The sequence below is a fragment of the Bacteroidota bacterium genome (assembly GCA_005882315.1).
Classification (GTDB): Bacteria; Bacteroidota; Bacteroidia; order Chitinophagales; family Chitinophagaceae; genus VBAR01.
In genome coordinates this window covers 24,025-39,645 of record VBAR01000006.1, presented here as the reverse complement: position 1 = coordinate 39,645, position 15,621 = coordinate 24,025, and the positions used below count along the sequence as shown (strand labels likewise).

The window sequence follows — 15,621 nt, the reverse complement described above, 5'->3', positions numbered from 1 at the left end:
TTGTGGCCGCAGTAACACTAAATACTGATCTCTTGCTAATATCTCCCTTTAGAAAAGGCGGTTTGTTTGTCTTTATTACCCATTGGCTGGCATGGCTCGCACTACATTTTATTACATTTCTTCCCACTCTCGTTAATATGAATATCTCTGTTATGTGGGAGTCTTTGATATTTAATCACTTCGTCCTTGTTACTATCAATTTTTTACTGTTTTACATTGTAGCATTTTATATAATGCCCAGGATGGCAACCCTTCAGCAAAAATGGCTCTGGTTAGTTGCATCTTCCTTATTACTGGCTATCATAGTTACATACCTGAAATTTCGACTCGAGACGTCCTTTAACCAGTACCTGATGCATAAAAGCCCAATGTTTGATAAATTTTCCAGGAAGCCGGTATCGGAGTCTCTCGGCATTTTCAGTTATCGTTTCAGAACCTATTTTCAGATCCATATCCTGACCAATGTATCCGTTGTTATTGTTGCATTTGCTTACCGTCTTTTGTTGCTCTGGTTTCAACAGGAGAAGATCAGGAAGGAATTGGAGAATCAAAAATTGAAAGCAGAGTTATCTTTTTTAAAATTGCAAGTCAATCCGCATTTTTTGTTCAATGCCCTGAATAATATCTATTCACTGTCTGTAATGGAAAAAAGTACAAAGACAGGACAGAGTGTTATGAAACTTTCAGAACTGATGCGCTATGTATTGTATGAAAAAGAAGACGCCGAAAACAGAGTGAGCCTTGATAAAGAGATCCGACACATCAACAGCTATATCGACCTTGAGAAACTGCGACATCCCGGGGATGTTTACATTAATTTTTCAATAGAAGGAGATACGAACGGAAAGAGAATTGTGCCTTTATTGCTTTTCCCGCTTATAGAAAATGCCTGCAAACATGGCATCTTAACTGATGCACAGAAGCCAGTTGATATCAATATAAAAGTCAGCGATCACCAGCTGAATTTCTCAATTGAGAACTCTATTAATTCTTATCAAAAAGATGATGTAGGAGGCATTGGTATTCCCAATGTGCAGAAACGTCTTGACCTTCTTTACGGAAAAAAATATACACTCGACTTAAGTAAAACAGCAGACAGGTTTATTGTGAATTTACAGTTACCTTTATAAGGAACAAACCTACTGTTTATGCTTAAATGCATAGTACTTGACGATGAGCCGCTGGCCGTCCATTTGCTGGAAGACCACATCAATAAAGTTCCATTCCTGCAACTGGAAGGTTCCTTTAATAATCCAATGGAAGCCCTGGTCAGTTTAAATAACGAACCTGTTGATCTCGTTTTCCTTGATATACAAATGCCACAGTTAAATGGAGTTCAGTTCATGCAATTATTGCAAAACAGGGCACAGGTCATCATTACATCGGCTTACCAGGAATATGCAATAGATGGCTTTGAGCATAATGTCATCGACTATTTGCTGAAACCAATTGCGTTCGAGCGGTTTTATAAAGCTGCGGAAAAAGCATTCAATCAAAAAAATCCAACACAAAAGCTCAATCGTTCCCAGGAAATGCTTCCTGAAACCGGTGGTTACATATTTGTAAAAGTAGAAACCAAAATGGTGAGGGTTGAGCTGGATGATATTTTATATATAGAAGGCCTGAAGAATTATGTATCCATATATACGAAGACACAACGGATCATCACCTTGCAGGTGATGAAACAACTCGAAGAAATATTATCTCCTAAACGTTTTGTACGGGTTCACAGATCTTATATCGTGGCTTTAGACAAGATCACATCCATTGAACGACAGGAAATATATATCAAGGACCGCATCATCCCGATCGGCAATACTTACCAGGAACATTTTAATAAATTATTGGAAACAAGAAAGGCGTGAATTTCTGAATATCCTTAATTCATTTATGCGGTCAAATATTTTTTTTGTTTGATACATCAATAAATATCCTCTCTTATTTGCTTCACTCAAAAATAAATGGCTCACCAATGTTTCCATAAAGGGCTGTTTCTTCAAAAATGGAGTCATCAATTTTTCAATTCTCCCTTCTGTTACACCTATTCTTTTTGCAATTTTTTTAAACTCATAAATCAAAAGTAAATATGTAATCAAAAAAAGTATAACTTACAGTAGTGCCCTGTGTTTAACGCAAACAAATATGATCATTAACCTTATCAACTATTGAAAAATGCGTTTTACCTTTTTTTTTATTTTTTTGATGGCTACTGTTTGCCATCTTTCATGCCAGGATACGACTAAAAACAAAAATTCCGAAAAAGTCGGTGCTAATCAATCCAGTTTACTAGACACCTCTGGAACATTTGCAGTAACCCTAAGAGGTGACAGTATCTCTTATATAAATTGGGCTTCTGAAAATGAAATATTAGGATTGGCAAATACTGCATTTGGTGATCTCGATAGCATGATTGCCAGAAGATATATTCGTGTACTAGTTCCTTACTCAAAAACCTATTACTACATGGAAGGGATGAAGACCTCCGGTCTAGCCTATGACCTGCTTAATCTTTTTGAGAAAGAATTGAACAGGCAGTTGAAATTTTATCCACCCAAAGTACGTGTGATCTTTATACCTGTAAGCCGTGAACAGATCGTACCATTATTAACAAGCGGTCATGCAGATATGATCGCATCTGGTTTTACGATAACTTCAGAACGAAAAGAGCAAATCGATTTTTCAACTCCAACCGTAACAGGTATAAAAGATATTGTTGTAGGTGGACCCTCAGCACCAACAATTAACTCAATTGCAGATCTTGCCGGTAAACAAGTTTTTGTTCGCGAAAACAGCAGCTATCAGTATTCATTAAACAGGCTAAATGATTCACTTCAAAAACTCGGACTAAAACCTATACAAATTGAATTCTCAGGCCCGTATCTTGAAGCGGAAGATATTCTTGAAATGGTAAATGAGGGATTGATTCCCTTCACCGTAATTTCTGAGGATCTTGGAAAACTTTGGAATAGTGTCTATACAAAGTTAAAGGTATACTCGAAAATTGCAGTTGAAACTAATGTATCATATGGATGGGCATTCAGAAAAAATTCACCCAAGTTAAAAGCGGCTGTCAACAAATTTATACCACAAATAAGGAAAGGGTCAATGGTGGGAAATATGCTCTATGACAAATACCTAAAAAATACAAACAGGTTACGGAACTCTCAAAGCAAGGAAGCATTAGCAGATCTAAATCATTTCAGAGCTATGTTTATTAAATATGGCGATAAGTATTTTCTTGACTGGCTCTTGTTATCTGCCCAGGCATTCCAGGAATCCCAACTTAAGCAGGAAACTGTGAGTCATGCCGGCGCAGTTGGCGTTATGCAGGTGCTGCCCAGAACAGCCGCAAGTCCTCCAATCAGTATTCCCGATGTTAGAAATTCGGAGAACAATATCCATGCAGGTGTAAAATATATGCGCTATTTAATTGACAACTATTTTGAAAATGCTCAAATAGATTCTTTGAATATGCATCTTATGGCACTGGGAGCCTACAACTGCGGACCTGGCAATATGAGAAAATTAAGACGTGAGGCTAAAGCACATGGGCTGAATGAAAATGTATGGTTTAATAATGTAGAGATCATGGCGGCACGACATATTGGGAGGGAAACGGTACAGTATGTGAGCAATATTTACAGGTACTACTGGTCTTACCAGGCACTTCAACATTTTAAAGATTCAAGGGACACTCACTAAAGTTTTGAACTCTCAGACTTTTTTATTCTGGGATAGCGAATAGATGCTAATCACTAACGGTTCGAAACCCAATTCTTGAAATGATGCGGGGGAATTTATTAAGTGCAGCTAACCAGCAAGAAAATTTTAATTTTTACAAAGTGGATCAGCAAGATATTTTTTACCATAAGCATAAATATTTATCCATTATAATTCTATAATCTTATTCTTACACTGAAATTGACTACACGACCGTCAATTGGCGCCCATAATTGCTTAAACATTGGATTGGTAACAGGAGGAATAACGATCGATTCTTTTTTTGTTTGTCGATAATCAAGCAGGTTTTCGCAGTTCAGAACAAACGAGACCGGGTAAAAGATCAGTGTCCTCGTCCTGATCTCTTAGACAACTTTTGTAAGGCCCAAAAAGAGAATATGACCCAGGCAAATCCTAAAGCGAAACCTGCCAATACATCACTTGCAAAATGATAACGTAAGACTATCCTGCTAATGCCAATGCTTATCGAAAAGATAACAAGCAGGCAGGCCAAAACATATTTTAATAAAGAACTTAGATCACTTTTCCAGATCAAATAAATCAATATGCTGCAAAAAATAAATGAGCTTAAAGCATGACCACTTGGGAAACTATAATCGTGTAAATCCCTGAGTAACGGCAATTCGGGGCGATGACGTCCATAGATCGCTTTTAACCCAAATAAAAGTGCAGTGCTGCTCAAAACGATAACTATTATATTAATGGCATCTGACCTTCTATGCCTGAGAAATAAAACTGTGACCATTAATATATAAGCAGGAATAAGGAAGAAATGATTTCCGAAAAAGCTCAGTCCATTCATAAGTTTAACAAGAGGAGGTGTTGTATGAGCTTTTAGAAAGTGAAACACACTTGTATCAAACATATCTTCTTTTTCGCCAACGACCTCATGGGCTAAAAATGCAAAAACAAAAATGGCTATAAAAAACAAAGATGAAACCAACAATGTTTTGAAGGATATGTCTTTGATTATTTTCTTATGAAGAGCTTTCATTAAACTTAATCTAGGCCTTTTTCATGCAATGATCTTTGAATTCATTTAGCATCTGCCTAAATTAATTTTTTTTGTTGTGATTTGTATTATCAATTCGATAGTTTGAGGATATTAAAAGCCTGTTTCTGTCAGAGAAGGCATTTTCCGATTCCAATCTCTTAGTCTGTATACATAAGACCTGCGAGCCAATTGATTGTTAAATCAACTTTCTGGAAGAATGTTCCATACTTTATTTATTGAACAATTACATACCGGAGACGGACTTCGGAAAACTGAGTTATTGGTCCTGCGACCCACGATTATCAGACTGAAATATACTAATTGGGCATGCCTCTTGTATTAAGAATAGTATATTCATTACTTAATTATGAAAAAATCAGCGATCATATTACTTCCCTTTTTACTGTCGGGATTGGTACGGGATCTTGAAAACAATCATCCTGGCACACCCGGTATCACAAACCAGGTCGATGGACCTTATGTGTTCTATAAAAAGAATAGGGTATCCGTAAATTATATTCTGGATAGCAGTGATCATAAATTGGTTCAAACCGACACAGCATCCCTGGAAACTAAAAGGGACCTGGTTCTAAATATAAATACAGACATTTTGAATCAGTCATTTTCAGTCAGGTTGAAGGATCAATTACAAAATGAAAAAAGCGAATTTGATTCGGTGAGTAAACTATTTGCAATATCAGATATTGAAGGGGATTTTAGTTCTTTCCGGCAATTATTACAGGCGAATGGCGTAATGGATGAAGAATATAACTGGACCTTTGGTGATGGTCATCTTGTATTGACTGGCGACTTTGTTGACCGTGGTCAGCAGGTTACAGAAGTACTATGGCTTATCTATGCATTAGAAGAAAAAGCGAAAGCTGCAGGAGGGTATGTTCATTTTATACTTGGTAATCATGAGATCATGAATTTAAGTGGCGATCTGCGTTATGTAAATAAAAAATATTTAGATCATGCAAGACTCATACATAAAAGCTATGAAAGTTTTTATGATAAGAATTCTGAAATTGGAAGATGGCTTTTCACAAAAAATATTGTCGAGAAGATCGGGAAAAGGCTTTTTTTGCATGGTGGCATTTCAGAAGAAGTCAATAATATGAATCTTTCGGTTTCACGTATCAATCAATTGGCCCGGCCTTATTATGCCAATAGTTTGGATGAACAATTTGACAATAATTTAAAGATCATATTGAGTACTAAAGTAGGTCCTTTCTGGTACAGGGGTTATTATATGGGAGACCAAAGAGCGACCCCGGAACAAATTGACAAGACACTTTCCAAATTTGATGTTACAGAAATTATTACGGGCCACACGGTTGTAAGTGAGAAAATAAACTGGAATTATGGTGGCAAAGTAATAGATCTGGACACACATGACTATCGCGGAAAAATGGAAGCCCTTTTTATTGAAGGCGAAAAATATTATCGCACAAATACAAAAGGAGAGCGGGCCTTACTATAATTTTCCTTGGTTCCTTGTAAAGCATTTCTCTATTCTGTAGCCACTCGCATTGCAAGGATATTTAGGTATCGCTCTTTTCATCAAGAATGATTTCTTTTGGAGTTTCCGATGAGTTGTATCCAAGTTAATTTTTTTTGTTATGATTTGTATTGTCAATTCGTTAGGCCCTTTCAATCTTAATATTCTGGGCGGATTCTTTTATTCAAATTTTAAACGGCTGTCCTGACCGGTTTCGCTTTTTTATAAAGCAACCTAAGCATACTTGGTAATACAATCAAAAGAAGAGGTAAGGCAATTATAAATCCCCCGATCACAGCTATTGCCAAAGGCTGATGCAGTTGTGCTCCTGTGCCAATTCCTAAAGCCAGAGGCATTAGGGCAATAATCGCTCCCAATGCCGTCATTAATTTGGGCCGGAGCCTGGTCGATATAGCAAAGATGATCGAATCATCAACGCCTTTTTCATGTAATGATTCTTTGAACTGCAAGAAAGTAAATATTGAATTTTCACCAATGATGCCGACTATCATGATCAGACCGGTATAACTTCCAACATTCAAAGGTGTATTTGTTAGCCATAAAGCAAGATAGCTGCCTGATATTCCTAATACAGCGATCACTAAAATTAGCAATGCCACCTTGATCTTTTGGAATAAAAACAATATCACTGAAAAAACCAATAAGCTTGCAGCGATCAATATCATCAATAATTCACTGAATGATTTTTGCTGCTCTGCGTAAGCGCCGCCATATTCTATATAATAACCAGCGGGAAGAGTAAGCTCTGAGGTGATCTTTTCCTGCACATCTTTCATAACACTGCCCAGGTCCCTGTTTTCAAGATCCGCAGTAACGACTCCAATCGATTGCAAATTTGATCGTTGAATTTCTGCATCTCCGGGGTTAATAATAACGGTAGCTAATTCATGTATAGGGATCAATCTGCCGTTCGGTAAAAATATCTGTTGATTATTGATGTCAGTTATACTAAGCTTCCTGCTGCCGGGATAAACCAACCTGATCACAGAATATTGTTCCTTCTCAAATAGATTTCCAACAACATTGCCTTCTAATGAAGTTTGTAATTGATATTGAAGATCAGTTGGAGTAATGCCATACTGTGCAAGCTTAGAATAATTAGGTAGAATTGATATGGATGGCCCGGCTATAACAATTCCATCGAAAGGATCTGCAATCCCCGGTATATCTGCGATGATCTCTGAAGTTTGCCGGGATAATTCCTGCAATTTTTTTTGATCTGTGCCGAATATTTTTATTTCAACCGGTTGAATGGAAGCCATCAGGTCACCGAGCATATCACCGATCACCTGCCCAAAATCTATACGAAGAGCTGGTTGTGTGCTTTCAATTTTTTGGCGCAGTTCTTCAATTACATCGTCTGTAGTTTTATCACGGTTCTTTTTTAACTGGATAAGATAATCACCGCTATTCGGTTCGGTAATAAAAAACCCCATCTCAGTTCCTGTTCTTCTTGAGTAGGCCTCAACTTCGGGAACACTTACGATTATTTTTTCTGCTTCACGTAATATCTTATCCGTTTCTTCCAATGATGTTCCAGGTGGTGTTGTATAGTCAAGCACAATGCTTCCTTCATCCATTTCCGGCAAAAATCCAGTTTCGAGTTTTGGTAATATTAAGATGATAGATACTATAAGCCCCGCCATTATAACTAAGCTAATAACAGGATTTAAAATAAAAAACGAAACCCATCTTTGTTTTTTTACAGAAAGTGGTTTTTCTTTTTGCTGTTTTTTTGTGACATGTTTTTTTGAAAGCAATAAATAAACGACCGGCAAGCCGATCCAGGTAACAAAGAAGGAGCTAACCAACGTAATGATCATTGTATTGGTCATTACACTGAAATAAGAACCTGCTACACCTGTCATTAATAAAAAAGGAATAAAGATGACAATTGTGCTTAAGGAAGAACCTACCATAGCTGGAAATAGGTAGCGAATTGCTTTTTGTACTAATACAGGAGAAGGCTCCTCGGGATTTTCTTCATGTGTTCGATGGATCTGTTCCACTACTACAATAGCATCGTCAATTATCAATCCAATGGCAGCAGCAATAGCTCCCAATGTCATGATGTTGAAATTGTAGCCAATGACGTACAAAACGATCAGGGTAAGAAAGATCGTAACGGGAATTGTAATTAAAATAGTAGCACTGGCTTTCAAGGATCGCAAAAAAATGATGGCAACGATGATGGCCAGCGCAAGACCTATCCATAAACTATCGGTAACACTTTTCACAGAATCATTGACAAAATCTGCCTGCACATAATATGGTTTGACCAGCACATCTTTTGGTAAAATTTTTTTAAGTTGTTCGATCTTTACTTTCATTGCTTCCGAAAGATCTACAAGGTTGGAGTTGGGTTGTTTTACTACTGCAATGAGTAATCCATCTTTCCCGTTTGCATTGATCTTGATGAATTCAACTCCTTCTTTTACTTCAATAGCGGCTATATCTTTTAATGTAACGATGCGTTTGCCATCATTTTTAATAACAATATTCTCCAGTTCATCTTTATTATGCACTGTGGCGTCTGTTATGGTAAGGTATAGGTAACGATAATCAGATAAAAAGCCATTTGATTTAATAAAATTGGTTTGACTCAAAGCTGTATTGATCAGATCAGGAGTAATGGAAAAGGTGCTCATCTTTTGCATATTCAGTTGCAACCAATACTCTTTTGTCCGGCCGCCGGTAATTCTTATTTCTGAAATACCTTCTACCTGCGATAAAAATGGCTTGATAGTGTAAATAGCAAGTTGCTTTAGTTCGATAGGTGATCTTCTGTTACTTTCCACCGAATAACCCATTACCGGTAAGATCGAAGGGTTCATTTTTGCAACAGTAATATTTACATCAGGCGGCAATGTATTTCTTATCTCGCTGATCTTTGATTCTATGTGTTGCTGGTTGACATCAATATCACTCTTCCATGACATGAACGCAGATATTTCACAACTACCGCGACTTGTAGTGCTGCGAATCGTTTCCAGGTCGGGAACTTGTTTGATCGCCGCTTCCAATGGCTTCGTTACACTTACCATCATCTTATCTACTGGTTGCAATCCTGCATCAGCAATAATTTTGATCTTCGGAAAAGTTATCTCAGGAAATAAAGAAGTTTGCATTTTGCCATAAACGAAAATACCTGCGGCAATAATAAGAGCAAGAAGAACTGCAAGAGGATTTTTATGTGTGATAAAGAATTTGTTCACTGTGCTTTTAATTTATTACTCTACGATCTTGATCCTGGCGGTGTCAGCTAATCCATAATTGCCTGTCAGCAAAAATTTATCAGATGCTGAAAACTTTGGTGATATGATCTCAATTCTGTCATTGATCTCTAATCCTTTTGTCACCGGCACTTTTGCAGCTGTTGAATCATCAATTAATTTCATCACCCAAAAATTAGTTTGTGTTTCATCTGACAATACAGATTGTTTTGGCAATGAAACCGCATTTGTCTTCTCGGTTTTTATCACCTTTACTTTCGCAATAAGATTAATGGGAAGATTTTTTTCATTGACCTTCAGAATAATATTTTGTGTTTGAGACGCGGAATCAACGATGGGCATAGCTGAAGAAATGCGGGCCATCATTTTTTTGCCGTCAGGTAATAAAAGCTCCACGAAGTCTTTATTCATTACATATTGTCGCAGTTCGTAAGGAAGATTAAGAATGAAAACAAAACTATTTACGTCGTTGATCACAGCAAGTTGCTCTCCTTCCTGTACATAATCTCCCGGCTCATGATTGATCTCTGAAATATAGCCGGTTGTTCCTGCCTTAATATTAATGATGCCAAAAAATTTAAAAGTACTGTCCAGCGCATTGATCGCATTTCCGATGCTTTGGGCTTCTTTAGTTTTTAAAACGAAAACTCTCTGTTGCGAAGACACCATTTTTCCAACCTGGGCATTGACCGATTGTATATAACCATTGGCGCTGGCTTTTACAAATGCTTGTTGAAGATATGTGGATGTTGCATTCAGCTCAATGTACTCAACCATTGATTCTGTATTGATAGAAGTGGCAGTAACAGGAGTGATCGTTTCCTGTTCTTCTTCTATTATTGTTTCTTCAGTTTTTTTTGATTGGCAAGAACTAAGGATCGTACCAAGGATCAAAAAATATAAGCTGATCTTTTTCATACTAATTTATTTACCTACCCCAGTAGTTGAGTTGACTTACAATTTTCAAACGAGCAATATGATTCTGTGTTACCAGGTTCCTTGCGTTAAAATAATTACTCAACGTAAGTATAAAATCCGTTAACCTGATATCACCGGCGGCTAGTAATTTTTCATTCACAATTATCAGTGTCTCGGTGTACTTGATCTGTTTATCGATCAGATCGATCAACCGGTCAGTTGCATTCAATTGTTGCATCAGCTGTAATATTTGCTGATTACGTTGCTGAAAAAAAAAGTTCTTTTTATATACTCTTGTCCTGTCCTGGATATCAATTTTGGAATATTGAAGTTTCCGTTGCTTTCCGTCGTAGATCGGAATGGTTAAATTAAGGCCTATGCTGGCGCCAAAATTTTTATAAGGCAGAAATAGTAAGGAAGAATTATATCCTGCATCGCCGTAAACATTGATCTTTGGCCGGTAATTAATATCAACCAGCATTTTGTCGTTTGCAAGCTTTAAACTATCCAATACAAACTGCTGGTAAAAAACAGAATTGGTAAGATCTCCAAAAGCTTTTGAATTCAATTGAGGATCTTCCAATCTTGTAGTTGTTGTATCCACGATCCCGGCCAGGTAATTCAAAGTAGCATAATCAAATTTGTATTGGGTCTCCAATTGAGCAGTAGTTAATAGCTGTTGTTGCAATATCACGACGAAACCCAGGTATTCATTTTGCTTGAATGCATTATCCTGTGTAAGTTTTTTTAATAAGCTATCTTCTTTTCGTAACAAGCCATTGATCTCATTGTAGAAATCAAGTTGCAGTTGTTCCCCATATGTAACGATGTATTGATCCGTGATCGTTTTAATCACGTCCTGTTCAGACATCTTAACATTGTTCGCCATCAACTGACTTTGCAACTGCAGATTTGCGATCTGCGTATTGATCGTCTTTCCCCCTAAAAATGATTTACTAACCTGGGCCAGTGCAGAAACTTGTTGACCGTTTGTAATGACTTCATCATACCCATAACCTTTGATGACAGGAGCGTAATAATTATTACTTATACCATTCACCTGTAATTTCAATCCGGCACGAATGATCTGGCTGTCCAGTGAAAATGAAAGGATCTGGTTTTGGAAATCCTTCAATAAAGGACTATTGGTGATCGCCTGGTTAACAAAATAATCAAGATTATTTTGTTGTGCCCGTGAATCAAAAAAGAGAACTGTACAAAAAAATAAAATAAATACCCGTATCATTTTTTTACTTTGATCAATAAGGCCATTCTATTTGCCTACAACTAATACCTGGAATGTACCCGGTATCATTCTCGGTCTTGCATTAGGAGTATTTGGATCAGTCTTTTCAAAATCTGCTGTCGGTAAATATACCAAATGAGTTTGTTCGTCAATAGTGATGGTTCTTGCACCTCTTTTAGTAGTAACTGTAGCAATAGCTTCCAATTTATCTGCTGACTTTTCATTGAACACAGACATAGTTCCCTCCCCATTGGAGGTATAAATGTTTTTTGTGTCGTTATCAAAAGCTACGCCGTCACATCCATCGCCTATCGGCATACTTGCAACAACTTTGCCAGTAACGGTACTTACAGCAATGAGGAATTTATTGCCACATCCGGCAAACAGCCTGTTCGTTTTTTTGTCTATTACCAGGCCGGTAGGTTCTTCACCCGGACCAATTGGCCAATGAGCTTCTACAACCATTTTTCTCAGATCCACTTCCACTATTTCATTTTTATCTTCAATATTTACAAATAGCTTGCCCATTCCGTTTGAAACGGCAGTTTCGGGTTTGCCTCCCACATCTATACTATCAACTAATTTATTTGTAACCGGATCGATAAAGCTTAAGTTCTTACCCCGGCCGTTGCAAGTGATTATCTTTTTTGTAAAAGATTCATACATGATTGCATCAGGATTTGCACCTGTAGGTATTTGAGTGATCACGGCATTTGTGTTCAGATCAAACACGGTAACATTATTTGATCTGCCGTTACTGGTGTATCCCCTGTTCTGTGATTTATCAAAAGCAATTCCATGAACACCTGGAGTATTTTCAATGACACCGATCGAATCACCTGTTGTTTTATCCAAAATATTTACCTGTGTGCCATGTGATACATATAAACGATTATTGCCAGGCCCTACAGCAATATAATCCCAGCCACCACCGCTTTGGATGTGAAATGTTTTAAGGATCTGAAAATCTTTTTGGGCCCACAAGCTTGTACTTGCAGTAAGAAAAAATATTACCAGGAGATTGATTATTTTTTTCATAAAGATGTTTTAAAGGCTATTATCAAATTGCAATTTTTCTTCCCCCTGTTTTTTTATCAATTTTCCAAATCTATAGCTTATTCCAAGGTAAATAATTCTTGCATCTCTTCTGCTAACAGAGTGTTGTTTCATATACTGTGTGTTTATTTCGGATTTCTGTTTATTACTATTAAGAATATCCGATGCAGTGAGTATCACCGATAATTTATTTTTGAAAAGATCCTGCCTGATCCCTGAATTAAGGACAAAGGTTCCATAGTACTTGCCCTGTGGCGTCAAACGTGCCGACCGATAACTACTACTTACCTGCCACATCGTTGTTTTTGTAAACGTGACAGTCGAGTTGAAATTGACACTCATTGAAATAATTGATTTCTGATCGCTAAAACCAAGATTTGATGCATCGATCTGGTTATAAAATGTATTTGTACTAAGATTGGCGGTTAAAAATTTTCCAGCTTTTGCAGAAAAAATTAATTCAAGTCCTGCGGATTGGTCATTAGATAAATTCTGCTGCGTAGAAAGCAGAACAGAATCGTTCAGGCGGATTATTACATTGGTAAAACCGTCTTGTTTATACCTGTAATATATGCTTGGAACAAATGAAAACTGCTTATTCTGCCACTTATATCCAAACTCAGCAGAGTGGGTAACTTCAGGTAAAAGATTTGGATTACCCGCTCTTATATTATAGGGATCCTGGTATTCCGGAAAAGGATTCAATTCATCACCTTCAGGCCTATGTACCCTTTTGCTGTAGTTCAATTGTAATTCACCATTCTTTAGTTTGTATGAAAGATGAAGTGTGGGATAAGCTTTAAAATACTGGTTATTTATTACAGAATCTTTTGTTACAAGATTGCTGTTAACCAAAGCCTGTTCAAATCGTAGCCCGACAGAATATCCAAAAGATTCATAACTGTGCTGGTAAGTTCCGTAAGCTGCATGTATTGATTCACTATACTTAAAATGATTGGACTTTGTAATATCTTTTATAAATATTCCCTGAGTTGTATCATAGTATTCGATATGAAAATTCATATCTAACTGGCTAAAGGAACCATCATACCCGGATTCAATTTTGGAATCTTCTGACAAAGGATTGGTATAATCAACAGTCAGCTGTTGCTGTTTTTCACCCTGCTTGATCAATGTATTATCATAAGAAGGTGGCAATACCGGGAAATGATAAATATTGGTATAGTGATTATCTTCTACTTCACTCTGAGAGGAAGCTGTGAATTCAGCACGCAGTTCATGATCTTCTTTTGAAAAATTATGTTGCCAGTAAGATGTTATAGCTTTTTCATCTTCGTATTCCGGGTCATAACGTAAGCGGTCATAGTTGCTTGTCAGGATATGGTTTTTATCATAAAAGAATTTTTGCACCACATCATTCCGGGTTAGTTTGCGATAATAATAATCCCCGGAAATTCCCAGGCTATTATATTTATCCATAATATAGTCTATGCCAAGACTAACTTTATGTGAAACAGGCCGGGCCAGTGAGTTGCCTGCTTCATTATAATAGCTTGAAGTTTTACCTACTGAATCAATGTACTCTCTATCTATCTCGTTTTTTCTGATACGTCGGTCCTGGCGTATACTGTAATTACCAAAAAGATTCAACTTGTCGGTTTTATAATTCATATTTATACTGCCATTATAACGGTCATTGTTACCGACGTTGCCAACTGCAGTGCCATTCCAACCTGCTTTGATATTTTTTTTCAACACGATATTAATAATACCCGATGTACCGTCTGGCTTGTAACGGGCAGACGGATTAGTGATGACCTCGATCCTTTCAATCGTATTGGCAGGAAATTGCTGTAATACTTCTGCTCTTGTTTTTCCCATAAGCGGAGAAGGTCTGCCATTAATTAGGATCATTACATCCGCCGAACCCCTGAGGCTTACCTGACCTTCGATATCAACTTCTACAGAAGGAATGTTTTTTAAAATATCGCTGGCGGTACCACTTTGTGCCATGATATCCTGGGTAACGTTGTAGATTTTTCTGTCAATAGATGTATTCAGTAAAGATTTCCTTGCTGCTGTCACTACTACTTCACTCATGTTATTTGCCAGCAGTCCAATTTCAACAGTTCCGATATTTTCTTTTTGCTGATCTACGGTAACAGCCATTACAGTTTTTTCATACCCTATAAAAGTGAAATGAAGAATATAATTGCCAAATGCAATTTTATCCATTTCAAATTTTCCTTTACGGTCTGTGATGGCTGTTTGAATAATTGAACTGTCGCGGTTGTGCAACAATTGTACGGTAGCAAACTCAACGGGTAGTTTTGATGCTTTATCCTGAACTATTCCGATGACGAGATGATTGCCGTCTTGTGAAAAAAGATCAGTTGAGGAGACAAAAAGACATATGATGAAAATTATTTGTTTTTTCATTTCACTGATACTTTAAATTCAGACGTCATCCAATAATGATCCCTGCAAATATTTAAACTTATTTTGCGATACTGCCATCCGGGTTTAGCTCCAGTTCCTTCTTTTTGTTATTCACGGTTATATTGACTTCATAAAGGATCCTGCCGCCCGGCTTCTCGATCTTTTCTGTTCTACCATAAACTGCTCCCGGATATTTTGTATTTACGGTATTGGTAACTGCGGCAGGAAGTTCAGATGAAGGAATAGTTGTTTCAGTTTCTACCCAGGCTCCATCTAAACCGAAATTGGCCGATACATCCGCATTATTCATTTTGAAATTGGCTTCGAGTTCTTTTTTATTTTCCTTTTCCCATTTAATATCTGTTGCGCCAGGAAATTTATTATTAAAAGCAGTTTTTACCGGGGCTGGAACATCCTTTTCAGTTATTTTTTGAGAGTAGCCTATTGTTACAAAAGAAAAAATAAAGCAGGCTAATGATAATAACGATTTCATAAAATTATTTTTTGCAAA

At 37.1% G+C, this 15,621-nt stretch carries 11 protein-coding genes; 4 read left to right on the top strand and 7 right to left on the bottom strand.

Going from position 1 to position 15,621, the window contains the following annotated elements; genetic code table 11:
- Positions 1-38: 38 nt before the first annotated feature.
- The 3 genes from E6H07_18520 to E6H07_18510 all read left to right on the top strand — a co-directional run bounded on the left by E6H07_18520 (position 39) and on the right by E6H07_18510 (position 3,702).
- Positions 39-1,130 carry a histidine kinase gene (locus tag E6H07_18520; protein TMI61656.1) on the top strand — a complete coding sequence of 364 codons (1,092 nt, stop codon included), beginning with the start codon at positions 39-41 and terminating at the stop codon, positions 1,128-1,130.
- Positions 1,131-1,148: 18 nt separating this feature from the next.
- Positions 1,149-1,865: a response regulator transcription factor gene (locus E6H07_18515; protein TMI61518.1), complete on the top strand. Its 717-nt coding sequence runs from the start codon at positions 1,149-1,151 to the stop codon at positions 1,863-1,865.
- Between the two features lie 307 nt (positions 1,866-2,172).
- Entirely contained in the window at positions 2,173-3,702 is a 1,530-nt protein-coding gene (locus E6H07_18510; protein ID TMI61517.1) for a lytic transglycosylase F, read from the top strand.
- Between the two features lie 361 nt (positions 3,703-4,063).
- Here E6H07_18510 and E6H07_18505 read toward each other — a convergent pair whose 3' ends face one another.
- Positions 4,064-4,735 carry a phosphatase PAP2 family protein gene (locus tag E6H07_18505; protein TMI61516.1) on the bottom strand — a complete coding sequence of 224 codons (672 nt, stop codon included), beginning with the start codon at positions 4,733-4,735 and terminating at the stop codon, positions 4,064-4,066.
- Positions 4,736-5,102: 367 nt separating this feature from the next.
- On the opposite strand from E6H07_18505, the gene E6H07_18500 reads away from it, so the two are divergent.
- Complete coding sequence (locus tag E6H07_18500) at positions 5,103-6,218, top strand: metallophosphoesterase (protein TMI61515.1); 1,116 nt, start codon at positions 5,103-5,105, stop codon at positions 6,216-6,218.
- 209 nt (positions 6,219-6,427) lie between these two features.
- Here E6H07_18500 and E6H07_18495 read toward each other — a convergent pair whose 3' ends face one another.
- Genes E6H07_18495 through E6H07_18470 form a run of 6 tightly spaced genes read right to left on the bottom strand, consistent with a single transcriptional unit; the run spans position 6,428 to position 15,603 of the window.
- A complete protein-coding gene (locus E6H07_18495) occupies positions 6,428-9,472 on the bottom strand; it encodes an efflux RND transporter permease subunit (GenBank protein ID TMI61514.1) in 3,045 nt (1,014 codons plus the stop codon).
- 15 nt (positions 9,473-9,487) lie between these two features.
- Positions 9,488-10,408 (bottom strand): HlyD family efflux transporter periplasmic adaptor subunit, encoded by a 921-nt coding sequence (locus E6H07_18490; GenBank protein ID TMI61513.1) that lies wholly within the window; start codon positions 10,406-10,408, stop codon positions 9,488-9,490.
- 10 nt (positions 10,409-10,418) lie between these two features.
- Entirely contained in the window at positions 10,419-11,654 is a 1,236-nt protein-coding gene (locus tag E6H07_18485) for a hypothetical protein (protein ID TMI61512.1), read from the bottom strand.
- Positions 11,655-11,681: 27 nt separating this feature from the next.
- Positions 11,682-12,692 (bottom strand): YncE family protein, encoded by a 1,011-nt coding sequence (locus tag E6H07_18480; GenBank protein TMI61511.1) that lies wholly within the window; start codon positions 12,690-12,692, stop codon positions 11,682-11,684.
- Between the two features lie 9 nt (positions 12,693-12,701).
- Positions 12,702-15,110: a TonB-dependent receptor gene (locus E6H07_18475; GenBank protein TMI61510.1), complete on the bottom strand. Its 2,409-nt coding sequence runs from the start codon at positions 15,108-15,110 to the stop codon at positions 12,702-12,704.
- 58 nt (positions 15,111-15,168) lie between these two features.
- Positions 15,169-15,603 carry a hypothetical protein gene (locus tag E6H07_18470; GenBank protein ID TMI61509.1) on the bottom strand — a complete coding sequence of 145 codons (435 nt, stop codon included), beginning with the start codon at positions 15,601-15,603 and terminating at the stop codon, positions 15,169-15,171.
- Positions 15,604-15,621 lie beyond the last annotated feature (18 nt).